The organism is Corallococcus carmarthensis, from assembly GCF_003611695.1.
Taxonomy (GTDB): domain Bacteria; phylum Myxococcota; class Myxococcia; order Myxococcales; family Myxococcaceae; genus Corallococcus; species Corallococcus carmarthensis.
Genome location: NZ_RAWE01000043.1, coordinates 1 through 25,644, shown reverse-complemented (window position 1 = coordinate 25,644; position 25,644 = coordinate 1). Strand labels below are relative to the sequence as shown.

The following is a 25,644-nucleotide window of genomic DNA, read 5'->3' as shown; positions in this document are numbered from 1 at the left end:
GCCTCCCAGGAGTCGCGTTCATGCCCACTGGAACCACGCCCGGTTCTTTCCCGGCCCCCGGCTTTGCGTTTTCCACTCTGGTTGAATTGCTGCGTGTCCGCGCGAGCACCCAGGGTGACCGTCGCGGATTTACGTTCCTGCTGGACGGGGAAACGGACGAAGCGCACCTGACGTACGCGGAGCTGGACCAGAAGGCCCGCGCCATCGCGGCGGCGCTCCAGGCGCGCGGCGCCCAGGGCCAGCGGGCGCTGCTGCTGTATCCGCCCGGGCTGGACTACATCGCCGGGTTCTTCGGCTGTCTGTACGCGGGCGTCATCGCGGTGCCCATCTATCCGCCGGACCCCATGCGCCTGGCGCGCACGCTGCCTCGCCTGCTCGCCATCAGCCAGGACGCGCAGGCCACCGTCGCCCTCACCACCGACTTCATCTACGGCATGGGGGAGATGCTCTTCGAGCAGGCGCCGGAGCTGCGGGAGCTGCACTGGATCGCCACGGACACGCTGGACGCGGAGGTCGCCGAAGGCTGGAAGGACCCCGGCGTGGCCACGGACACGCGGGTGTTCCTCCAGTACACGTCCGGCTCCACGTCGTCGCCCAAGGGCGTGGTGCTGACGCACGGCAACCTGCTGCACAACTCGAAGCTGATCCACGAGTGCTTCGGGCACTCCACCCAGAGCCAGGGCGTCATCTGGCTGCCGCCGTACCACGACATGGGCCTCATCGGCGGCATCATCCAGCCGCTCTTCGGCGGCTTCCCGGTGACGCTGTTCTCGCCGGTGGACTTCCTCAAGCGCCCCATGCGCTGGCTGGAGGCCATCTCGCGCTACAAGGCCACCACGAGCGGCGGGCCCAACTTCGCGTTCGACCTGTGCGTGCGCAAGTCCACGCCGGAGGAGCGCGCGAAGCTGGACCTGAGCCAGTGGGACCTGGCCTTCAACGGCGCGGAGCCCATCATGCCGGACACGCTCCGGCGCTTCGCGGAGGCGTTCGGTCCGCAGGGCTTCCGCTCGGAGGCCATCTACCCCTGCTACGGCCTCGCGGAGGGCACGCTCATCGCCTCCGGCGGTGACAAGCGCGAGCTGCCGGTGCAGCGCACCGTGGACGGGGGCGCGCTGAAGGACAACCGCGTGGTGGCGAAGGAGGCGGCGAGCCCCGGCGCCCAGACGCTGGTGGGCTCCGGCCGCAACCTCACGGATCAGCGGCTGGTCATCGCGCATCCGGAGACGGGCGCGCCCCTGCCGCCGGGACAGGTGGGCGAGATCCGCGTCGCGGGGCCCAGCATCGCGCAGGGCTACTGGGGCCGCGACGAGCAGACGCGGACCACGTTCCAGCAGCCGCTCGCCGGGACGGGTGACGCGACGCCGTACCTGCGCACGGGCGACCTGGGCTTCCTCGCGGACGGCGAGCTGTTCGTGACGGGCCGCCTGAAGGACCTGATCATCATCCGCGGGCGCAACCACTATCCGCAGGACATCGAGCGCACGGTGGAGTCCGCCCACCCCGCCATCCGCCCCGGCTGCACGGCGGCGTTCTCCATCGAGCAGGACGACGAGGAGCGCCTCATCGTCGTGACCGAGGTGGACCGCCGCGCGGTGGAGCGCGACGGCGTGGACCTGGACGCGCTGGCGCAGGGCATCCGGCAGGCCGTCGCGGCCGGGCACGACCTGCAGGCCCAGGGCGTGGTGCTGCTGGGGCCGGGCGCCATCCCGAAGACGTCCAGCGGCAAGATCCAACGCTTCGCCACCCGCGCGGAGTACGTCGCGGACACGCTGGAGGCGCTGCACAAGAGCGTCATCGCCGCCGCTCCGGTCCAGGCGCCCGAGGCCGCGAAGGCTCCGGCCGCTTCCCCTGAAGCCGCCGCGCCCGCGCCCGTGGGCCCGGACACCAGCATGCTGCAGAAGATGCTGGCGGTGGTGCAGGACCCCACCGCGCGCCGGGCCATGGTGGCGGTGTTCCTCCAGGAGCAGGCCGCGCAGGTGCTGCGGCTGCCCACCGCGCAGGTGGACACGAACAAGCCCCTGCATGCCTACGGCGTGGACTCGCTGATGGCGGTGGACTTCAAGAGCGCCGTGGACGCGGGGCTGGGCATCGACCTGCCCCTGTCCGACGTGCTCCAGGGCGTGTCGCTGTCGAAGCTGGCGGAGGTCGTGGTGACGCTGATGTCGGCGCCCCCGTCCCAGCAGTCGTCCAGCGCGGTGGCCGCCTCGTCCGCCACGGGTGACGCGCCCCTGTCCGGGGGCCAGCAGGCGCTGTGGTTCATGCACCAGCTCGCGCCGGACAGCGCGGCCTACCACGTGCCCGTCGCCGTTCGCGTGCGCGCGGGGCTGGACGCCCACGCGCTGAAGGGCGCCTTCGAGGCGCTGGTGGCCCGCCACCCCGCCCTGCGCACCACGTTCGTCATGGCGGCCACCGGCCCCGTGCAGCGCGTGCACGCGGAGCTGCCGCTGGACTTCACCACCACGGACGCGAAGGGCTGGAGCGACGAACAGGTCGCGGAAGCCCTGTCCGCCGAGGCCCGCCGCCCGTTCGACCTGGAGAAGGGGCCGCTGTTGCGCGTGCGGCTGGTGTCGCGGTCCGCGGAGGACCACGCGCTGCTCATCGCGATGCACCACATCGTCACCGACTTCTGGTCGCTGGCGGTGATGGCGGAGGAGCTGGACGCGCTCTACCCGGCGCTGCGGTTGGGCAAGCGGCCCTCGCTGGCGCAGCCCGCGCGCACGTACGCGGACTACGCGCGCTGGCAGGCGGAGATGCTCACGGGCGCTCGCGGCCAGGCGCTGGAGAAGTACTGGCGGGAGCAGCTGTCCGGCACGCTGCCGGTGCTGGACCTGCCCACGGACCACCCGCGTCCCCCGGCGCAGACCTTCAACGGCCGCGTCCACACCACCCGGCTGGACGCGAACGTCGCGAGCGCGGTGAAGACGCTGGCGCGCGAACACGGCGCCACGCCGAACATGGTGCTCCAGACGGCGTTCCAGGTGCTCCTGCACCGCTACACCGGCCAGCAGGACTTCACGCTGGGCGTGGTGAGCGCGGGCCGCGGACGCGCGGAGCTGGCGGGCATCACGGGCTACTTCGTCAACCCGCTGGTGGTGCGCACGCGGCCCTCCCCCACCCTGTCCTTCACGGACTACCTGGCCCAGACGCGCCAGACGATGCTGGGCGCGCTGGAGCACCAGGACTACCCCTTCAGCGCGCTGGTGGACCGGCTGCAGCCGGTGCGTGACCAGAGCCGCTCGCCGCTGTTCCAGGTGATGTTCGTCTACCAGCGCGCCTCCAAGCTGGATGAGCGCGGCCTCACGCCCTTCGCCCTGGACATCCCGGGCGCGAAGTCCACCGTGGCGGGCCTGCCCATCGAGTCGCTGCTGCTGTCGCACGGTGGCGCGCAGTTCGACCTCACCCTCACCATGGGCGAGGCGGACGGCGAGCTGGTGGCCTCCTTCGAGTACAACACCGACCTCTTCGAGGCGGGCACCATCGAGCGCATGGCCGGGCACCTGGCCACGCTCCTGTCCGGCATCGCCGCGCAGCCGGGCCGCGCGCTCGCGGGGCTGCCGCTGCTCACGCTGGCCGAACAGCAGCAGCTGCTGGAGACGTGGAAGGGTCCGCGCGTGCCGCTCACGCAGGCGGACATGCTGCCCTCGCTCTTCGCGGCGCAGGTGGCGCGCACGCCGGACAACGTCGCGGTCCTCTTCAAGGACGCGCAGCTCACCTACCGCGAGCTGGACGCGCGCGCGGGACAGCTGGCCGCGTGGCTGCGCGGCGCGGGCGTGAAGCCGGGCGACATCGTGGGCATCTGCCTGGAGCGCTCGGTGGAGACGCTGGTGTCCGTGCTGGCCGTGATGGCCGCGGGCGCGGCGTACGTGCCCATCGACCCGGCCTACCCGTCCGAGCGCGTGGCCTTCATCCTGGGCGACACGCAGGCGCCGGTGGTCATCACCCAGTCCTGGCTCCAGCGCACGCTGCCCACTGGCACGTCCGCGCGCACGCTGTTCGTGGACCAGCCGCTGGACGGCGCGCTGTCCACCGCTCCCGCCGCGACCGTGGCGGCCGGGGACCTGGCGTGCCTCGTCTACACCTCCGGCTCCACCGGCCAGCCCAAGGGCGTGATGCTGGAGCACGGCGGCCTGGCGAACCTGGTGCGCTCGTTCGTGGAGTCCTACGCGCCTGGCGCGACGGACCGGATGCTGCCGCTCACGTCGGTGGCCTCCGCCAGCTTCGTGGGCGAAATCCTCCCGCTGCTGTGCACGGGCGGCGCGCTGGTGCTGCCCACCGAGGATGAGATCCTCGACCAGGAGAAGCTGTACCAGCTCATCACCCGCCACACCGTCACCATCGTGAGCACGGTGCCCGCGGTCATCGCCGGGCTCAACGCGCGCCTGGAGCAGCTGCCGCCGCTCAAGCTGGTGCTGTCCGGCGGCGAGGCGCTGGTGGCCAGCGACGTGGAGAAGCTGCTCGCCACGGTGCCGGTGGTGAACGGCTACGGCCTCACGGAGACGACCGTGTGCTCCACCTACCACCGCATGGCGGTGGAGGACCTGCAGGGCCACGCGTGGGTGCCCATTGGCCGGCCCGTCATCAACACGGACGTGTACGTGCTGGACGCGGAGAAGAACCTCCTGCCCGTGGGCGTCGCCGGTGAGCTGTACGTGGGCGGCCTGGGCGTGGCGCGCGGGTACTGGAAGCGGCCGGAGCTGACCTCCGAGCGCTTCATCGCCGACCCGTTCCATGCCGGTGAGCGCCTGTATCGCACGGGTGACCGCGCGCGCTGGCTGCCGGACGGCGTGCTCACGTTCCTGTCCCGCGCGGATGATCAGGTGAAGATCCGCGGCTTCCGCATCGAGCTGGGTGAGGTGGAGGCCGCCGTGCGCCGCCACCCCGCCGTGAAGGAAGCGTTCCTGATGGCGCGCGAGGACTCGCCCGGGGACAAGCGGCTGGTGGCGTACGTGGTGCTGGGCGAGCCCGCGCCCACGCACTCCGACCTGAACACCTTCCTCGCGGAAGCGCTGCCGCCGTACATGCTGCCGTCCGCGTACGTGCCGCTGTCCACGCTGCCCCTGTCGCCCAACGGCAAGGTGGACGCGAAGGCGCTGCCCGCGCCGGAAGGGGCGCGCCTGGCTTCCGGCGTCGCCTACGCCCAGCCGCAGAGCGCGGTGGAGCGCAGCGTGGCGGCCATCTGGCAGTCGGTGCTCAAGGTGGAGCGCGTCGGCCTCAACGACAACTTCTTCGAGCTGGGTGGCAACTCGCTGCTCATCGCGCAGGCCCACCGGCGGCTGCGTGAAGAGCTGGGCGCGGAGCTCGCACTGGTGGACATGTTCAAGTTCACCACGGTGAGCGCGCTCGCCCAGCACCTGTCGAACAAGGGCGAGGACGCGGGCGCGGCCTCCCAGAAGATCAAGGACGAGGCGGAGCGCCGCCGGGCCGCCCAGGCGCGGCGTCAGCAGACGCGCGGCCGTGGCAAGTAACGAACGACTTTCAGTCACACCCAGGTTTCGAAGGACGGCTCCATGAGCACTGACACCCCCGAAGTGGATGGCATCGCGGTCATCGGTCTGGGCGGACGCCTTCCGGGCGCGAAGACCATCGCCGAGTTCTGGAAGAACCTCACCGGCGGCGTGGAGAGCATCACCTTCTTCACCGACGAGGAGCTCATCGCGGAGGGCGCGGACCCCGCCATGGTGCGCGCGCCCAACTACGTGAAGGCCCGCGGCACGCTGGGCGACACGGATCAGTTCGACGCGGCCTTCTTCGGGATGAACCCCCGCGAGGCCGCGCTGATGGACCCGCAGCACCGCGTCTTCCTGGAGTGCGCGTGGGAGGCGATGGAGGCCGCCGGCTACAGCCCGGAGCGCCAGCCCGGCCGCGTGGGCGTGTTCGGCGGCATGAGCATGAACACGTACCTGCTCTCCAACCTGTACTCGCACCTGGCGCACGTCGCGTCGGTGGAGAGCCTCCAGGCGTCCATCGGCAACGACAAGGACAGCCTCACCACGGAGGTGGCGTACCGGATGGACCTGAAGGGCCCGGCCGTCACGGTCCAGTCCTCGTCCTCCACGTCGCTCACGTGCATCCACTACGCCTGCCAGAGCCTCCTGTCGTTCGAGTGCGACATGGCGCTGGCCGGTGGCGTGTCCATCCACTTCCCGGAGAAGGCGGGCTACCTGTACCACGAGGGTGGCACCACGGCGCCGGACGGCCACTGCCACACCTTCGACGCGGAGGCCGAGGGCTTCGTCGCGGGCCACGGCGCGGCGGTGGTCGCGCTCAAGCGCCTGTCGGACGCGCTCAAGGACGGCGACACCGTCTACGCGGTGGTGCGCGGCTCGGCGGTGAACAACGACGGTTCGCAGAAGGTCAGCTACATGGCCCCGGCCGTCGCGGGCCAGGCGGAGGTCATCGCGCTGGCGCAGGCGGTGGCGGGCGTGGATCCGGACTCCATCGGCTACGTGGAGGCGCACGGCACGGCGACCAAGGTCGGTGATCCGATTGAGGTCGCGGCGCTCACCCAGGCCTTCCGCCAGGGCACGGACAAGAAGAACTTCTGCGCGCTGGGGTCGGTGAAGAGCAACATCGGCCACCTGGACTCGGCGGCGGGCGCGGTGGGCTTCATCAAGGCGGCCCTCACGCTGCACCACAAGGTCATTCCCCCCAGCCTCAACTTCAAGACGCCCAACCCGGCGTGCGACTTCCCCAACAGTCCGTTCTACGTGAACACGGAGCTGCGCGACTTCCCCAAGGGTGCGACGCCGCGCCGCGCGGGCGTCACGTCGCTGGGCATGGGCGGCACCAACGCGCACGCCATCCTGGAAGAGGCGCCGGAGCTGCCCGCCACCGACAAGGCCCGCCTGCCCGCGCAGGTGGTGCTGCTGTCGGCGCGGACGGAGAACTCGCTGGAGGTCGCCACGGACCGGCTGGCCGCGCACCTGCGCGAGAACCCGAACGTGGACCTGGCGGACGTGGCGTACACGCTCCAACTGGGACGCAAGCGCTTCGGCAAGCGTCGCGCGGTGGTGGCGCGCACCACGGCGGAGCTGGCCTCCGCGCTGGCGGAGCGCACGCCGGGCCGCGTGTTCAGCGGCACCGCGGAGAACAGCGGCCGTCCGGTGATGTTCATGTTCTCCGGGCAGGGCTCGCAGTACGTGGATATGGGCCGCGAGCTGTACGAGACGGAGAAGGCCTTCCGCGCCCAGGTGGACACCTGCGCGGAGAAGCTCAAGCCGCACCTGGGCCTGGACCTGCGCACGGTGCTGTACCCGACCGCGGAGTCGCGCGAGCTTTCGTCGGAGCGCCTCAAGCAGACGGGCCTCACCCAGCCCGCGCTGTTTGTCATCGAGTACGCGCTGGCGAAGCTGTGGGAGTCGTGGGGCGTGACGCCGCACGCGATGGTGGGCCACAGCATCGGTGAGTACGTGGCCGCGTGCCTCGCGGGCGTGTTCACCCTGGACGACGCGCTGGCGCTGGTGGCCGCGCGCGGCCGGCTGATGCAGTCGCTGCCCGCGGGCTCCATGCTCGCGGTGTCGCTGCCGGAAGAGCACGTCACTCCCATGCTGCCGGAAGGCCTGTCCGTGGCGGCGGTGAACAGCCCGGCCACGTGCGTGGTCGCCGGCCCCACCCCGCTGGTGGACGCGTTCGTGGAGACGCTGAAGCTCCAGGGGCTGGCCAGCTCGCGGCTGCACACGTCTCACGCGTTCCACTCCGCGATGATGGATCCCATCCTGGACGCCTTCCGCGAGGCGGTGCGCAAGGTGACCCGGAAGGCGCCGACGAAGCCCTACCTGTCCAACGTCACCGGCACCTGGGTGACGCCCGAGCAGGCCACGAGCCCCGACTACTGGGCCAAGCACCTGCGCGGCGCGGTGCGCTTCGCGGACGGCGTGACGGAGCTCCTGAAGGAGTCCGACGCCATCCTGCTGGAGGTCGGCCCGGGCAATACGCTCGTCACCCTGGCGCGGCAGCACCCGGACAAGGGCGCGAAGCACGCGCTGATCAACTCGCTGCGCCACCCGAAGGAGCAGGTCGCGGACCTGGACCACGTGCTGGCCACGCTGGGCCGGCTGTGGCTGGAGGGCGTGGAGGCGGACTGGGACGCGTTCCGGGCCGGTGAGAAGCGCCGCCGCATCGCGCTGCCCACGTCCCCCTTCGAGCGTCAGCGCCACTGGGTGGACCCGCGCAAGGAGACCGCCGCCGACGGCGAGCGCTCCGAGTGGGCCTCCGCGGATCAGAAGCAGCCCGTGGCCCGCTGGTTCTACCTGCCGTCGTGGCAGCGCGCGCTGCCGTCGCCGCAGGGCGCCTGGAGCGAGAAGAAGGCCACCTGGTGGCTGCTGCTCCCGGACGACTCCACCGAAGGCCTGGGCGCGCGGCTCGCGCTCAAGCTGGGCGAGGCCGGCCAGGACGTGGTGCGCATCACCCCGGCCGCCGTCACCGCGAAGCACGACGAGCACCACTGGTCGCTCGCGCTGGGCGGCGAGGCCACGGTGCTGGAGTCCCTCACCGCGCAGGGCCGCGCCCCGGACCACGTGCTGCACCTGGGCACGCTGGGCCTGGGTGACGCGCACGGCGAGGCGGACTTCGAGTCCGCGCTGGGCAAGGGCTTCCTGGGGCTCCTGTCCCTGGCGCAGGCCCTGGGCCGTCAGCCCGGCACGCGTCCCGTGTCGCTGGTCGCGGTGACGAACCGCATGCAGGCGCTGGGCGACGAGGCGCCGAACCCGGAGCTGGCCACGGTGCTGGGCCCGGTGCGCGTCATTCCGCAGGAGTACGGCCACCTGTCCGCGAAGGCCGTGGACGTGCGCCTGCCGCCCTCCGGCAGCTGGCAGGAGACGGCGCTGGTGGAGTCGCTGCTGTCCGAGGCCGCGACGCCGTCCAAGCTGGAGACCGTCATCGCGTACCGGGGCGGGGCCCGCTGGGTCCAGCACTTCGAGCACGTGCCGGCGGACGCACCTCGCGCCGCCCAGCTGCCGCTGCGCGACGGCGGCGTGTACCTGATCATCGGCGGCTTCGGCACGCTGGGCTTCTCCCACGCGAAGTCGCTGGCGAAGCGCACGAAGGCGAAGCTGGTGCTCGCGGGCCGCACGGCGCTGCCGGCACGCGCTCAGTGGGACGCGCACCTGTCGGCCCATGGCGAGGACGACGCCGTCTCCCGCCGCATCCGTCAGGTGCGGGAGCTGGAGGCGCTGGGCGCCCAGGTGCACGTGACTTCCGTGGACGCGGGCAACAAGGTCCAGGTGAAGGCGGCGGTGGACGAGGCGCTGACGCACTTCGGGACGCTGCACGGCGTGGTGTTCGCGGCGGGTGACGTGGGACAGGCGCTCTTCCGCGCCATCCCGGACACCCGGCCCGAGGACGTGCGCGACACCTTCCACGGCCGCGTGCGCGGGCTGTACGCGCTGGAGGAGGCGGTGCGCGGACGCGCGCTGGACTTCTGCGTGCTGTCGTCGTCGCTGGCGGCGGTGCTGGGCGGCCTGGGGCTCGCGTCGTACTCGGCGGCCACGTCCTTCATGGACGCGTTCGCCACCAAGCAGGCGCAAACGTCGCCGGTGCCGTGGATGAGCGTGGGCTGGGACGCGTGGCAGTACGAGTCCCGCGCGGGTGGCGCGCAGAGCCCGTTCGGCGCGCTGGCCATCACGTCCGCGGAGGGCGAGGACGCCTTCGAGCAGCTCTTCCAGCTGGGCGCCGTGTCCCACGTGGCCGTGTCCACGAGCAACCTGCGCGCCCGCGCGCGCAAGTGGGCGCAGCCAGCCGCCGCGCAGGACAAGGCGGAGGCGAAGCAGGAGGCGGGGTCGTCCCTGGGCACCACGCCCCGGCCCACGCTCCAGAACGCCTACGTGCCGCCGCGCGACGCGCTGGAGGAGAGAATCGCCCAGCTGTGGCAGACGACGCTGGGCATCGACCAGGTCGGCGTGCACGACAACTTCTTCGAGCTGGGTGGCAACTCGCTCGTCGGCGTGAAGCTGATTGCCCGCGTGCGCGAGCAGTTCGGCGTCGCGCTGCCGGCCGTCACCCTCTACGAAGGCCCCACCGTGGGGGCGTTGGCCAAGCTGCTCAAGGCCGCCAGTGGCACCGAGGACACGGAAGCCGCGCCCGAGGAGACCCAGGCGCTCAGCCGCGGGGAGCGCCGCCGTGCGCGCCTCGCGAACCGCCGGGGCGACAGCGCCTCCGACGAGGAGTAGCCGTCCCCTCCCCCACCTTTCGCCGCCCGAGCACACCCCATGTCCGCTGAATCGAATATCGACGCGCAGGCCATCGCCATCGTCGGCATGGCCGGACGTTTCCCCGGCGCCCCCGACCTGGCCTCCTTCTGGAAGAACCTGCGCGACGGCGTGGAGTCCATCCAGCCCGTGCCCGACGCGGAGCTGGAGAAGCTGGGCGTGGACCCCGTCCTGCGCAAGGACCCGCGCCACGTGAAGGCCAGCGCCGCGCTCGCCGGCATGGAGCTGTTCGACGCGGGCTTCTTCGGCTTCACGCCCCGCGAGGCGGAGCTGATGGACCCGCAGCACCGCGTCTTCCTGGAGTGCGCGTGGGAGGCGATGGAGAAGGCGGGCCACACGCCGGAGGGCTTCGACGGCTCCATTGGCGTGTTCGCGGGAGCGGCCACCAACACGTACCTGGTGTTCCACCTGGTCCCCAACTTCGACCAGTTGAGCGGCATGGACCAGGTGCAGATCGACGTGAACAACGGCGGCGACTTCCTGGCCACCCGCGTCGCGTACAAGCTCAACCTGCGCGGCCCCAGCTACTCCATCACCAGCGCGTGCTCCACGTCGCTCGTGGCCACGCACGCGGCCTGCCAGAGCCTCTTGAATGAAGAGTGCGACCTGGCGCTCGCGGGCGGCGTGTCCGTGCACGTGAAGCACCCGGAGGGCTACCCCTTCGTGCCCGGCGGCATCGTGTCCCCGGACGGCCACTGCCGCGCGTTCGATGCGAAGGCGGAGGGCACGGTGTTCGGCAGCGGCGTGGGCGTGGTGGTGCTCAAGCGGCTGGCGGACGCCATCGAGGACGGCGACCACATCCACGCCATCATCAAGGGCAGCGCCATCAACAACGACGGCGCGCAAAAGGTGGGCTTCACCGCCCCCAGCGTGGATGGCCAGGCCACCGTCATCACCGAGGCCCTGGGCGCCGCGGGCGTGGCCCCGGAGACCATTGGCTACGTGGAAGCGCACGGCACCGGCACGAAGATGGGGGACCCCATCGAGGTGCGCGCGCTCAACAAGGCGTTCAAGTTCCGCTCGGCGACGGCCAAGGCGAGTCCTCCGAAGATTCCGGTGGGCTCGCTCAAGAGCAACATCGGGCACCTGGCCAACGCGGCCGGCGTGTCCAGCCTCATCAAGGCGGTGCTGACGCTGGAGCACCGGCAGATTCCGCCCAGCCTCCACGTGTCGGAGGTGAACCCGGAGATTCCGTTCGCGGGCGGCCCGTTCTTCGTCAACACGAAGCTCGCGGACTGGGAGGCGAACCCCAAGCACCCGCGCCGCGCGGGAGTGAGCTCCTTCGGCGTGGGCGGCACCAACGCGCACATCGTGCTGGAGGAGGCCCCGGCCCTTCCGGCGTCCGGTGCGTCCCGGCCCGCGCAGCTGCTGGTGCTGTCCGCGAAGAGCGACGCGGCGCTGGACGCGGCGACGAAGAACCTGGCCGCGCACCTGAAGGCGCACCCCGCGCAGGCGCTGGCGGACGTGGCCTTCACGCTCCAGACGGGCCGTCAGGCCATGGCGAAGCGGCGCGCGCTGGTGTGCCGCGACCGCGACGACGCGCTCGCCGCGCTGGACGTGGAGGGCAGCCCCCGCCAGTGGACGCAGACGCCGGACGTGCACGAGCGGCCGGTGGCCTTCCTGTTCCCCGGCCAGGGCTCGCAGTACGTGGGCATGGCGCGCGACCTGTACGCGTCCGAGCCGACCTTCAAGCGGCACCTGGATGCGTGCGCGGACAAGCTGACGCCGCACCTGGGCCTGGACCTGCGCACGGTCCTCTTCCCTGAAGCCGCCAAGGCGGAGGCCGCGACGCAGGCGCTGACGCGCACGGAGCTGACGCAGCCCGCGCTCTTCGCCGTGGAGTACGCGCTGGCGAAGCTGTGGATGGCCTGGGGCGTGAAGCCCTCCGCGATGCTGGGTCACAGCATTGGCGAGTACGTGGCCGCGTGCCTCGCGGGCGTGTTCAGCCTGGACGACGCGCTGGCGCTGGTGGCCGCGCGCGGCAAGCTGATGCAGTCCCTGCCCGCGGGCTCCATGCTGTCCGCGAAGCTGGAGGAGTCCGCGCTCAAGCCGCTGCTCCCGTCGAACGTCAGCGTGGCGGCGGTGAACGCGCCGGGCTTCACCGTGGTCGCGGGCCCCACCGACGCGGTGGACGCGCTCCAGGCGAAGCTGGAGGCGCAGGGCGTGGAGGTGTCGCGGCTGCACACGTCGCACGCGTTCCACTCGGCGATGATGGACCCCATCCTCGCGCCCTTCACCGCGCGCGTGCGGCAGGTGAAGCTCAACGCGCCCACCCTGCCCTTCCTGTCCAACGTGACGGGCACCTGGATTGAAGCCGCGCAGGCGACGGACCCGGGCTACTGGGCCACGCACCTGCGCCAGGCCGTGCGCTTCTCCGCGGGCCTCCAGGAGCTGTCGCGCAAGTGGCCGCAGGCGGCCCTGCTGGAAGTGGGCCCGGGCACGGTGCTCAACACGCTGGCGAAGCAGCAGCCGGGCGCGGAAGGACGCGTGCTCGTGTCCTCCACGCGTCACCCTCGCGAGCAGACGGCGGACCTCCAGGTGCTGCTGGGCGCGCTGGGCCGGCTGTGGCTGGGCGGCGTGACGGTGGACTGGAAGGGCTTCGCGGCGAACGAGCAGCGCCGCCGCGTGCCGCTGCCCACCTACCCCTTCCAGCGCGAGCGCTACTGGATCGACGCGAAGCCGCTGGGCGGGGGTGCCCGCGCGGATGCGCCCGCGTCGCTGGCGAAGCGCGCGGACGTGGCGGACTGGTTCTACGCGCCGTCGTGGAAGCTGTCTCCGCTGCCCAAGGCGAAGGACGCGGCGGGCGCGGGCTGGCTCGTGTTCGCGGACGACACCGGCGTGGCGGAGGCCCTGACGCCGAAGCTGGGAGGCGACGTCTTCCGCGTCGTCCCCGGCGCGCGCTTCGAGCAGCGTCCGGATGGCACGTTCACGGTGGACCCCAAGCGCCGCGAAGACTTCTGCGCGGTGCTGGAGGCGCTGAAGAAGCAGGGCCGCGCGTTCGAGAACGTGGTGCACCTGTGGAGCCTGTCGCGCGAGCCTGCTTCCCAGGAGAAGTCGCTGGACCTGGGCTTCCACAGCCAGCTGTTCCTCGCGCGGGCCCTGGGCGACACGGGCCACCTGGAGCCGCTCACCTGGTCCGTGGTGACCAGCCGCTCCGCCCGCGTGGAGCAGGCGGACGCGCAGCTGCCGGAGCAGGCCCTGCTGGTGGGCCCCACGCGCGTGCTGCCGCAGGAGTACCCGAACCTCGCCTGCCGCTTCGTGGACGTGGTGCCCGGCGACGCGGGCGCGGTGGCGGACCGGCTGGCCGCGGAGCTGCGCGCGGAAGCGCGTGACGCGGTGGTGGCCCTGCGTGGCCGCCAGCGCTGGGTGCAGACCTTCGAGCCCGTGCGCCTGGAGGCGGCCGGCGCGGAGGTGCTGCGCGACGGCGGCGCGTACCTCATCACCGACGGCCTCACCGGCATCGGCCATGCGCTGGCGTCCGAGCTGGCCACGGTGCACCACGCGAAGCTGACCCTGGTGGAGACGGCGGACTTCCCCAGCCGCGGCCAGTGGACGGCGTGGGTGGAGAAGCACGGCGTGCAGGACGCGGTGTCCCTGCGCATCCAGCGCGCGCTGGCCCTGGAGCGCACGGGCGTGGAGATGCTGGTGCTGCCCGCGGCCCTCACCGACGTGGAGTCCATGCGCGGCGTGGTGGAAGCGGCGGTGGCGCGCTTCGGCCGCATCGACGGCGTCATCCACGCGGCGGGCGGCATGCAGGGCTCCACGCTGGGCACCATCGCGGAGACCGGCCCGGAGGAGTGCGCCTGGCACTTCCGCCCGCAGGTGCACGGCGTGCGGGTGCTGGAAGAGGTGCTGCCCAAGGAAGGCCCCGCGTTCTGCCTGCTCGTGTCGTCGCTGTCGTCCGTGCTGGGCGGCCTGGGCCAGGTGGCGCAGGCCTCCGCCAGCGCCTTCATGGACGCCTTCGCGGAAGCCCGCGCGGAAGGCTTCGCCTACCCGTGGCTGAGCGTGGACTGGGACGCGTGGCAGTTCGCGGACGCGCAGGCCATGGCGGAGCTGTCCCCCACGCTGGCCCAGTTCGCCATCCAACCCGCTGAAGGCCTGGAGGCGCTGCGCCGCGCGCTGTCGCACGGCGAGGGCGGCCGGCTGGCCATCTCCACCGGCAACCTGGCCGCGCGCCAGCGCCAGGGCCCGCGCACCCCGAAGACGGAGAAGGGCAAGAAGGACGCGGCGAAGGGCAAGCACGCCCGTCCCTCCATCCTCACGCCCTACGCCGCGCCGCGCACGGAGCTGGAGAAGACCGTCGCGGGCGTCTGGGAGCAGGTGCTGGGCATCGACGGCATCGGCATCCACGACAACTTCTTCGAGCTGGGTGGCCACTCGCTGCTGGCCACGCAGCTGCGCAACCACATCCACGCGGTGCTGAAGGTGGACCTGTCCCTGCGCGGCCTCTTCGAGACGCCCACCGTGGCGGGCGTCGCCGGGCGCGTGGAGCAGGAGCTGGGCAAGCGCGCGGCCTCCACGGAGAAGCCCATCGCGGAGCGCCTGCGCACCGCGTTCCCCACCGAGCGCCCCGCCCTGCTCACCGAGTACCTGCGCCACCACATCTCGGAAGGGCTGCGCATCCCGCTGGACAAGCTGCCCGCGGACGGCAGCCTCAAGGGCTACGACCTGCACGCGCTGGGCGCGGAGCTGGAGTACGACCTGCGGCAGGACTTCAAGTTCCAGCTCTACCCGCACGAGGTGCAGGCGCACCCGTCCATCCCGGAGCTGTCCAAGTACCTGCTCGTGGAGATGGACCGCCTGCAGGATCCGCAGCGCTTCGCGGAGAACAAGCCGCTGTCCGCGTACCCGCTGAAGCCCTACCGCGCCCAGACGTCCGGCCAGCAGCGCACCAACACGGCGAAGAAGAACCCGCCCATGGTGTTCGTGCACTCCAGTCCGCGCGCGGGCTCCACGCTGTTCCGCGTGATGCTCGCGGGGCACCCCCGGCTGTTCTGCCCGCCGGAAGTGAACCTGCTCTTCTTCGAGGGCATGCGCGAGTGGCGCGAGAACATCGGCTTCGGCAGCGAGATGGAGTGGACCACGGGCGGCCTGCAGTGGGCGCTCATGGAGCTGGAGAAGCTGGACTCGCCCGCCGGCGCCGCGCTGGTGGACCGGCTGGTCGCGGAGGACGTGTCCGCGCAGGACGTCTACCGCCGCCTCCAGGAGAAGTCCTCGCCCCGGCTGCTCGTGGACAAGACGCCCACGTACGCCATGGACGTGGAGACGCTGGAGCGCGCCGAGCGGATGTTCGAGGGCAACAAGTACATCTACCTCTACCGCCACCCGCTCCCGGTGATGGAGTCCATCCTCCGGATGCGCTTCGACCGCCTCTTCGCCGCCGGCCTCTTCGGCGACGCGGACGTGGACCCCTACGTGGTGGCGGAGACGGTGTGGGCGCTGTCCAACCGGAACCTGCTCAACTTCTTCGACGGCATCGGCCGTGAGCGCTGCCACTGGGTCCGCTACGAGGACCTGGTCGCGGACCCGACGAAGGTGATGACCGGCGTGGCCCGGTTCCTGGACCTCGAGTTCGACGAGCGCATGGTCCAGCCGTACGACGGCAAGAAGGACCGCATGATGGGCGGCCTGGGGGACCCGAACATCCTCCAGCACCAGGGCATCGAGAAGAAGATGGGCGAGTCCTGGAAGCGCATCAAGTGGCCCCGCGCGTTCGACGCCTCCACGCATGCGGTGATTGAGCGGCTGGGTTATTCCGTGGAGGGCGCCACGCCCGCCCAGGCACCCGTGGCCGTGCAGGTGGCCACGCCCACCGCGAAGCAGAAGGTGTCCGCGGCGGAAGCGGAGAAGCTGCTGGAGAACATGGACCAGCTTTCGGATGAACAGGTGGCGGAGCTGCTCGCGGTGCTGGAAGACGCGGGTGGCGGTGATGCCGATGGCGGTAGCAGCAGCGAGGACGCGGCCTGAACATGACGCCCGAAGAGAAGCGAGCACGCCTGGCGCAGCTCCTGAAGGACAAGTCGCGCCCTGCCGCCAAGCAGGCGCCCCTGTCCTTCGCGCAGGAGCGGATGTGGTTCCTGGACAAGTGGAGCCCCGGCAGCGCGGCGTTCCACATGCCCACCGCGGTGCGCCTGACGGGCGCCGTGGACACGGACGCGCTGCGCCGCGCCCTGGCCCTGCTGGTGGAGCGGCACGACACGCTGCGCACCACCTTCCAGGAGCGTGAAGGCGGGGCCGTGCAGATCATCGCCTCCACGGGGGAAGTGCCGCTGGAGGTGATGGACCTCCAGGGGCTGCCGGTGTCCGAGCGCGAGGCCGAGGCGCAGCGGCGCGTGGTGATGCTCGCGCAGCAGCCCTTCAGCCTGGAGCAGGGGCCGCTGCTCCGCGCGGTGCTGATGCTGCTGGGCAACGGCGAGCAGGTGCTGCTGGTGGATCAGCACCACATCGTCTCCGACGGCTGGTCCATGGGCGTGCTCGTGCACGAGCTGGCCATGCTGTACCGCGCGTGCCTGGAGGGTCAGCCCTCGCCGCTGAAGCCGCTGCCCCTGCAGTACGCGGACTGGGCGGTGTGGCAGAAGGACTGGCTCCAGGGCGCGGAGCTGGAGCGCCAGCTCACCTACTGGAAGAACCGCCTCAACCCGCACGCGCTGCTGGAGCTGCCCGCGGACAAGCCGCGCCCGGCGCTGATGACCTCCAAGGGCGAACGGCAGGTGATGCACCTGTCCCCCGCCCTCACCCAGGCGCTCAAGGCGCTGGGGCAGCGCGAGGGCCGCACGCTCTTCGTGACGCTGCTGTCCGCGTTCAACGTGCTCTTGTCGCGCTACACCGGGCAGGACGACATCGTGGTGGGCACGCCCATCGCGGGCCGTCCGCGCGCGGAGGTGGAAGGGCTCATCGGCCTGTTCGTGAACATGCTGGCGCTGCGCTCGGACCTGTCCGGCAAGCCCACGTTCAAGGAGCTGCTGCGCCGCGTGCACGAGTCCACGCTGGACGCGTACGCGCACCAGGACATCCCCTTCGAGCGGCTGGTGGACGCGCTCAAGCCGGAGAGGCACCTCAGCCACTCGCCCATCTTCCAGGTGATGTTCGTCCTCCAGAACGCGCCCATGCCGGCCCTGGAGGCCCCGGGCGTCCTGATGGAGGCGAAGCCGGTGGACACCGGCACCACGAAGTACGACCTGTCCCTGCTGCTGGTGGACCTGCCGCAGGGCCTGCGCGTCATCGCCGAGTACAGCACCGACCTCTTCGAGCGCTCCACGGCGGAGCGGCTCCTGGGCCACTACCTGACGCTGCTGGAAGGCATCGTCGCCGAGCCGGACCAGTCCCTCTCCCGCCTGCCGCTGCTGCCTTCCGCCGAGCGCCAGCGCGTGCTGAAGGACTGGAACGACACCGCCGTCCCCCACCCGCCGGAGGCGACGCTCACGTCGCTCATCGCCGAGCAGGTGGCGCGCACGCCGGACGCCGTCGCCCTGGAGTTCGAGGGCAGCCGCCTCACCTACCGGGAGCTGGACGCCCGCGCGAACCAGCTGGCGCACGCGCTGCGCAAGCACGGCGTGGGACCGGAGGTCCGCGTGGGCCTGTGCGTGGAGCGGTCGCTGGAGATGGTGGTGGGCCTCTTGGGCACGCTGAAGGCGGGCGGCGCGTACGTGCCGCTCGACCCCGGCTATCCGCAGGAGCGCCTGGGCTGGATGCTGGAGGACGCGCGTCCGCCGGTGCTGCTGGTGCAGGAGCGGCTCCTGGCGCGGCTGCCTGCGTCGGACGCGAAGGTGGTGAAGCTGGACACGGGCTGGGAGGAGATTGCCCGCGAGCCCACCACCGCGCCCGCGCCCACGGCCACGCCGGACTCGCTGGCGTACATCATCTTCACGTCCGGCAGCACGGGCCGCCCCAAGGGCGCGATGAACGCCCACGGCCCGGTGGTGAACCGCCTCTTGTGGATGCAGTCCGCCTACCGGCTCACGCCGCGGGACGTGGTGCTCCAGAAGACGCCGTTCAGCTTCGACGTGTCCGTCTGGGAGTTCTTCTGGCCGCTGATGACCGGCGCGAAGCTGGTGGTCGCGAAGCCCGGCGGGCACCAGGACCCGGGCTACCTCAAGGCGCTGATTGCTTCCGCGTCCGTCACCACGCTGCACTTCGTGCCCTCCATGCTCCAGGCCTTCCTGGACGAGCCGGACGTGGCCGGGTGCACGTCGCTCCAGCGCGTGGTGTGCAGCGGTGAAGCGCTGCCCCTGGAGCTGAAGGAGCTGTGCCTGCGCACGCTGCCCGGCGCGGGGCTGCACAACCTCTACGGCCCCACCGAGGCCGCGGTGGACGTGACGTTCCACGCGTGCAAGGCCAATGACGGCCGCCGCTCCGTGCCCATTGGCCGGCCGGTGGACAACACGCAGATCCGCATCCTGGACGCGGAGTTCCAGCCGGTGCCCCAGGGCGCTGCGGGCGAGCTGTATATCGGCGGTGTGCAGGTGGGGCGCGGCTACCTCGCGCGGCCCTCGCTCACGGCGGAGCGCTTCATCCCGGACCCGTACGCGACGGTGCCGGGCGCGCGCATGTACCGCACGGGCGACGTGGCGCGGTGGCTGCCGGACGGCGAAATCGAGTACCTGGGCCGCGCGGACTTCCAGGTGAAGATCCGCGGCCTGCGCATCGAGCTGGGCGAGATTGAATCCTCGCTGGAGAAGCACCCCACGGTGCGCCAGGCGGTGGTGCTCGCGCGCGAGGACCGGCCGGGCCAGAAGCGGCTGGTGGCCTACGTCACCGGCAAGGACGCGAAGCCGGAGGCCGCGGCGCTGCGCACATACCTGCTGGAGCGCCTGCCCGAGTACATGGTCCCGTCCAACGTCGTGGTGCTGGAGCGCATGCCGCTCAGCCCCAACGGCAAGGCGGACCGCAAGGCGCTGCCCGCGCCGGAGCTGGGTGGGACGGATCCGGCGCGGCCCTTCGTGGCGCCGGGGACGGCCATCGAGCAGCAGCTCGCCCAGGCGTGGAAGGACCTGCTCCACGTGGAAAAGGTGGGCCTGGACGACCCCTTCTTCGAGCTGGGTGGCAATTCGCTGCTTGCCCTCCAGCTCCACCGCCGACTGACGGCGGAGCTGGGCGTGACGCTGGCGCTCACGGACCTCTTCCAGTACCCCACCGTGCGGGCACTGGCGGCGCGGCTGTCGCGCCGGGAGGACACGCCCTCGGAGGACGCGGCGCAGGCAGGCCGCTCCCGTGCCGAGGCGCGACGCACGGTCAACCGCCGCGCGGGGGCCTCGCGCGGTCGGGTGGAAACGGATGGAGACGCGGATGAGTGACGCAGTGGGTGGTGGCGAGGAGCGCATCGCGATCGTCGGCCTGTCGGGCCGCTTCCCGGGTGCGCAGACGCTGGAGGGCTTCTGGGAGATGCTCCGGCGCGGCGGCGACGCGCGCCGCGTGCCCACGGACGCGGAGCTGGACGAAGTGGGCGTTCCCCAGGCCCTGCGCGCACATCCGCAGTGGGTGCGCTCCAGCTACGTGCTGGAGGGCGCGACGGAGTTCGACGCGGGCCTCTTCGGCTACAGCCCGCGCGAGGCGGAGGTGATGGACCCCCAGCAGCGCATCTTCATGGAGTGCGCGTGGGAGTCGCTGGACAACGCCGGCTATGACCCGGGCCGCTTCAAGGGCGCGGTGGCCGTCTACGCGAGCGTGAGCTTGAGCTCGTACCTGCTGCGCGCGCTGATGCGGCAGCCGGACCTGATGGACGCGGCCGGTTCGTTCGGCGTGATGCTGGCCAACGACAAGGACTACGTGGCGACGCGCGTGTCCCACCGGCTGGGCCTGCGCGGCCCCTCCGCGACGGTGCAGACGGCGTGCTCCAGCTCGCTGGTGGCGCTCCACCTGGCGTGCCAGAGCCTGCTGTCCGGCGAGAGCGACATGGCGCTCGCGGGCGGCTCGTCCGTGTCGTTCCCGCAGACGGCGGGCTACCTCTACCAGGAGGGGATGATCTTCTCGCCGGACGGCTACTGCCGCGCGTTCGACGCGAAGGCCAACGGCACCGTGCGCGGCGCGGGCGCGGCCGTGGTGGTGCTCAAGCGGCTGTCGGATGCGCTGAAGGACGGCGACACCATCCACGGCGTGCTGCTGGGCACGGCGGTGAACAACGACGGCGCGGGCAAGGTGGGCTTCACCGCCCCCAGCGTGGAGGGCCAGGCCGCGGTCATCGCGGAGGCGCTCGCCATCTCCGGCGTCACGCCGGACGACATCCAGTACGTGGAGGCCCACGCGACGGGCACCCCGCTGGGCGACCCGATAGAGGTGGCCGCGCTCAACCAGGCCTTCGGCGGCAAGGAGACGGGCCAGAAGCGCGTGGCGCTGGGCTCGCTCAAGGCGGCCATCGGGCACCTGGACGCGGCGGCCGGCATCGCGGGCGTGGTGAAGACGGTGCTCGCCATGGAGCACGGCGAGATTCCCGCGAGCCCCCACTTCCAGCAGGCCAACCCGGTCATCGACTTCGACGGCGGGCCCTTCTTCGTGCCCTCGCAGCCCCGGCCGTGGGCCTCCGCGAACGGGCCGCGCCGCGCGGGCGTGAGCGCCTTCGGCATCGGCGGCACCAACACGCACGTCATCCTGGAGGAGGCGCCGAAGACCGCCGCCCCCGCGCCGTCGCGCCGCGCGTGGCACGTGCTGCCCCTGTCCGGCCGCACGCCCGCGGCCCTGGACGCGGCGACGGAGCGGCTGGCCGCGCACCTGGACGCGAACCCGAACGTGTCCCTGGCGGACGTGGCCTACACGCTCCAGGTGGGCCGCCACGCGCACGAGCACCGCCGCGCGGTGGTGGTGAAGGACGTCGCGGACGCGAAGGCGGCGCTGCGGGATGCGCGGCGGCTCTTGGGCGGATCCGGCCTCAACACGCGCCGTCCGGTGGTGTTCCTCTTCTCCGGCCAGGGTTCGCAGTACGTGGACATGGGCCGGGGCCTCTACGAGCAGGAGCCCGCCTTCCGCACGGAGGTGGACGCCTGCGCGGAGAAGCTCAAGCCGCACCTGGGCCTGGACCTGCGCACGGTGCTCTATCCGCCCGCGGACGGGCGCGAGAAGGCCACCGAGCAGCTCAAGCAGACGTCCCTCACGCAGCCCGCGCTGTTCGTCATCGAGTACGCGCTCGCGAAGCTGTGGGCATCCTGGGGCGTGACGCCGCAGGCGATGGTGGGCCACAGCATCGGTGAGTACGTGGCCGCGTGCCTGTCTGGCGTGTTCACCCTGGACGACGCGCTGGCGCTGGTGGCCACGCGCGGCCGGCTGATGCAGTCCCTGCCCGCGGGCTCCATGCTGTCCGTGCGGCTGACGCCGGAGGCGCTGGCGCCGCTGATGGACGCGCGCATCTCCGTGGCCGCCGTCAACGCGCCGGGCTTCACCGTCGTGGCGGGCCCCACCGACGCGGTGGACGCGCTCCAGGCGAAGCTGGAGGCCCAGAAGGTGGAGGTGTCGCGGCTGCACACGTCGCACGCCTTCCACTCCACGATGATGGACCCCATCGTGGAGGAGTTCCGCCAGGCGGTGGCGAAGGTCGCGCGCAAGGAGCCGAAGGACCTCTACCTGTCCAACGTCACCGGCACCTGGGTGACGCCCGAGGACGCGGTGAGCCCGGCGTACTGGGCCCGCCACCTGCGCGACGCCGTGCGCTTCCAGGACTCGGCGACGCTGCTGTTGAACGACCCCGAGCACGTCTTCCTGGAGGTCGGTCCCGGCAACGCGCTGGCCACGCTGGTGCGCCGCAACGCCCAGGAGGGCACCTTCCCGGCCATCCTCACGACGCTGCCCGCGCCGCGCGACGCCCAGCAGGACGCGCTCACGCACGCCGCGGACGCGTTCGCGAAGCTGTGGCTCGCGGGTGCGAAGTCGACCGCTGGCCGCATCTACAAGGGCGAGGCCCGCCGCCGCATCCCCCTGCCCTCCTACCCCTTCCAGCGCGAGCGCTACGACCTGCTCAAGGGTCCGCCGCCCGCGCTGCCCCGCGCCGCCGTCGCCGCACGGGCTGCCACCGCGCAGGGTGTGGAGGTGACCGTTCCCACGTGGCCGCGCACGCGCGCCTCGCCGCAGGTTCCGTCGCTGGCCGGTCAGCGCTGGCTGGTGCTGGAGGCGGACACGCCGGTGGCCACGCGCGTGACGGAGCGGCTGCGCCAGGCGGGCGCGGACGTGGTGTCGCTCGTCGCGGGCCAGGGCGCGTCGGATCCGGTGACGAAGCGCTTCGCCGTGGACGTGGCCTCACCCGACGCGGTGAGCGAGCACCTGGAGCGGCTGCGCGGTGAGGAGTGGACGCCCGCGCACATCGCGTACCTGTGGCCGTTGGTGAAGGAGCCGCGCGACCTGGAGTCGGGGCTCGCGACGTCGTTCCACGGGCTGCTCGCGGTGGCGAAGGCCCTGGGCCCGGGCGCCGCGAAGACGCCCGTCACGCTGGATGTCGTGACCACCGGCGCCCACGACGTCACGGGCGAGGAGCCGCTGCTTCCCTGGCAGGCCGCCGCCGTGGGCACGAGCCGCGTGCTGCCGCAGGAGTATCCCGGCCTCACCGTGCGCGCCGTCGACGTCACCTGGCCCGCGCCGGATGAAGCCGCGGCAGGCCCGTGGCTGGAGCGGCTGGTGACGGAGCTGGCCACCGGCAAGGACCCGGTGGTCGCGCTGCGTGGCCCGTACCGCCACGTCGAGTCCTTCGAGACCATCGACCTTCCGAGCGCGGCGCCCGCTGGCACCTCGTCCAGCAACGGAGCTCCCGCGCAGGGGATGGCCAACAGCGCCACGTCCGCCGCCGCGCCGGTGCTCGGCACGACAACCCTGGGAGCGCCGCCTTCTGGCGCCACGGGACCGGACGCCTCCCACGGCACCGCGTCCACGACGGGCGCCACTCAAGGCGGCCTCAAGGATGGTGGTGTCTACGTCATCGTCGGCGGCCTGGGCCGCGTGGGACTCGCGCTCGCGGAGCAGCTCACGCAGGCGGTGAAGCCGAAGCTGGTGCTGCTGTCTCGCCGCACGCTCCCCGCTCCTGGTGAATGGGACGCGTGGCGCACGGGCCATGACGCCCAGGACGCGACGGCCAAGGCCATCGAGCGCCTGAGCGCGCTGGAGCGGTCAGGCGCGCAGGTGCTGGCGCTGCGCGCGGACGCGGGCGCACCGGGTCAGCTCGACAAGGCATTGCAGGTCGCGGAGGCGCGGTTCGGCCGCATCGATGGCGTCTTCTACGCCGCGGGCGACGGCGGCATGGCCACCCGCATCGCCGTGGGCGAGGCCACGCCGGAGTCCACCACCCCGCTGCTGGCCGGCCGCTTCGGGGGCCTCACGCAGCTGGCGGAAGCCCTGGCATCGCGGCGTCCGGACTTCGTCGTGGTGCAGTCCTCCCTCACCGTGGTGCTGGGCGGCATGGCGGTCAGCGCGGTGGCGGCGGCGCACGCCGGCATGGACGCGGTGGCGGCCCGTCAGGCCCGTCAGGGTGGCACCCGCTGGTACACCGTGGACTGGGACGTGTGGGGCGTGGGCGAAGGCTTCAAGCCCGACGCCGTCATCTCTCCCGCCGAGGGCTTCCGCATCCTGCGTGCGCTGCTCACCCAGCCCACCGGTGGCCGCTTCCTCGCGACGCTCGGCTCGCTGGAGGCGCGGCGTCAGGTGGCGCGCGACGGCACCTCCGTCTCCCGCGCGAGCGGAAGCGCCAGCGGCAAGCACCCGCGGCCCCCGCTCGCCAACGCCTTCGTCGCTCCGCGCGACGAGACCGAGGAGAAGGTCGCCGCGCTCTGGCAGGACCTGCTGGGCGTGGAGTCGGTGGGAATCACCGACAACTTCTTCGAACTGGGTGGCCACTCGCTCCTGGGCGTGCAGCTGTTGTCGCGCATCCGCGAGGCCTTCCAGGTCGAGTTGTCCATGCGCGCCCTCTTCGAGTCCCCCACCGTGGAGGTGATGACGGTGGCCATCGTGGAGGCGAGCGCCAGCCAGCTCGACCCCGAAGCGCTGGAAGCCATGCTCGCGGAGCTGGAGCAGGGCTGAAATCCCCCTAGGAACGCCGGGCCCGCGCGCACTCCCGTAGTACGGTGCGCGGGCCCTTGACCCTCCTGCCCCCCAGGAGAAAGAGACTTGGAATGAGCCTCGCGCAACGCCTGACCATCACCCAGCCCATGCGGGTCTTCTGGATCACCTGGTTCGGCCAGCTCATCTCGATCCTCGGCTCCGGCCTCACCGCCTTCGGCGTGGGCGCGAAGGTGTTCCTGGACACGCGCTCCACCACGCAGTTCGCGCTGCTGGCCTTCTTCGCGATCGCGCCCATGGTGGTGCTGTCCCCGCTGGCCGGAACGCTCATCGACCGGTGGGACCGCCGCCGCGCCATGCTGCTGGCGGACCTGGGCAACGGCTTCAGCACGCTGATCATCTTCGGCATGGTGCTGGCGAGCAGCCGGGGCCTGTTCGAGCTCAAGCCCTGGCACTTCTACCTGCCCGTGTCGCTGGGCGCGTGCTTCGGCGCCTTCCGCTGGCCGGCCTTCTTCGCCACGGTGACGCTGCTCGTGCCCAAGCAGCACCTGGGCCGCGCCAACGCCATGGCGGAGGTGGCCAGCGGCGCCAGCCAGATCCTCTCCCCCATCATCGCGGGAGCGCTCATCGACAGCGTGGGCCTGGTGGGCGTGCTGTCGGTGGACGTCTGCAGCTTCACCTTCGCCGTCATCACCCTCCTGATGGTCCGCTTCCCGCGTCCCACCACCTCCGCGGAGGGACAGCAGGGCAAGGGGTCGCTGCTCACGGAGATGAAGCAGGGCTGGAGCTTCCTCAGCTCGCGCAAGGGCCTCGTGGGCCTGCTGAGCTTCACCGTCGTGGCCGTGCTGTGCATGGACCTGGTGATGCTGCTCATCACCCCGCTGGTGCTCGCCTTCACGGACATCTCCACGCTGGGCGTCATCGCGTCGGTGGCGGGCGTGGGCGCGCTCCTGGGCGCCGTCGGCATGGGCGTCTGGGGCGGTCCCAAGAACCAGCTGCACGGCATCCTGGGGTTCCAGCTGGTGTCGGGCCTGGTGCTCTTCCTGGCCGCGCCGTCGCCCAGCGTGCCGCTGGTCGCCACCGCCGCCGCGCTCTACCTGTTCTCCATGCCGCCGATGATGGCGGGCAGCCAGTCCATCTGGCAGCGCAAGATTCCGGCGGACCTCCAGGGCCGCACCGCCGCCGTGAAGCGGATGATCGTCCTCTGCATGTCGCCGCTGGCGGCCCTCCTCGCGGGGCCGCTCGCGGACGACATCTTCGAGCCGGCCATGGCCCCGGGTGGCGCGCTCGCCAGCACCATGGGCCGCCTGCTGGGCGTGGGCCCGGGCCGCGGCATCGCCGTCATCTTCATCGTCCTGGGCCTGCTGACGCTCACGAACGTCGCGGTCGCGTGGTCCAACCCGCGCCTGCGCAACCTGGACCGCGAGTTGCCGGACGCCCTGCCTGACGCGGCCCCTGCCCCGGACGCCGCCGC

General features: G+C 71.9%; 6 protein-coding genes. All 6 read left to right on the top strand.

Annotated elements, in window-relative coordinates:
- The first annotated feature begins 86 nt into the window (after positions 1 to 86).
- Positions 87 to 5,465, top strand: coding sequence for a non-ribosomal peptide synthetase (locus D7X32_RS14475; protein WP_158625679.1), 5,379 nt, complete (start codon positions 87 to 89; stop codon positions 5,463 to 5,465).
- Positions 5,466 to 5,507: 42 nt separating this feature from the next.
- Positions 5,508 to 10,166, top strand: a complete 4,659-nt coding sequence (locus tag D7X32_RS14470) for a type I polyketide synthase (protein ID WP_120603127.1) — start codon at positions 5,508 to 5,510, stop codon at positions 10,164 to 10,166.
- 39 nt (positions 10,167 to 10,205) lie between these two features.
- Positions 10,206 to 16,172 (top strand): type I polyketide synthase, encoded by a 5,967-nt coding sequence (locus D7X32_RS14465; RefSeq protein WP_120603126.1) that lies wholly within the window; start codon positions 10,206 to 10,208, stop codon positions 16,170 to 16,172.
- 2 nt (positions 16,173 to 16,174) lie between these two features.
- Positions 16,175 to 19,498 (top strand): non-ribosomal peptide synthetase, encoded by a 3,324-nt coding sequence (locus D7X32_RS14460; protein ID WP_120603125.1) that lies wholly within the window; start codon positions 16,175 to 16,177, stop codon positions 19,496 to 19,498.
- Entirely contained in the window at positions 19,491 to 24,191 is a 4,701-nt protein-coding gene (locus D7X32_RS14455) for a type I polyketide synthase (RefSeq protein WP_158625678.1), read from the top strand. Before D7X32_RS14460 ends, D7X32_RS14455 begins: the two co-directional genes overlap by 8 nt.
- A gap of 92 nt (positions 24,192 to 24,283) precedes the next feature.
- A partial coding sequence (locus D7X32_RS14450; RefSeq protein ID WP_120603123.1) for an MFS transporter occupies positions 24,284 to 25,644 on the top strand: 1,361 nt, incomplete at its 3' end.

Coding starts and splice junctions, on each gene's coding strand:
- D7X32_RS14470 (WP_120603127.1), top strand. CDS start 5,508: ATGAGCACTGACACCCCCGAAGTGGATGGCATCGCGGTCATCGGTCTG.
- D7X32_RS14460 (WP_120603125.1), top strand. CDS start 16,175: ATGACGCCCGAAGAGAAGCGAGCACGCCTGGCGCAGCTCCTGAAGGAC.
- D7X32_RS14455 (WP_158625678.1), top strand. CDS start 19,491: ATGAGTGACGCAGTGGGTGGTGGCGAGGAGCGCATCGCGATCGTCGGC.
- D7X32_RS14465 (WP_120603126.1), top strand. CDS start 10,206: ATGTCCGCTGAATCGAATATCGACGCGCAGGCCATCGCCATCGTCGGC.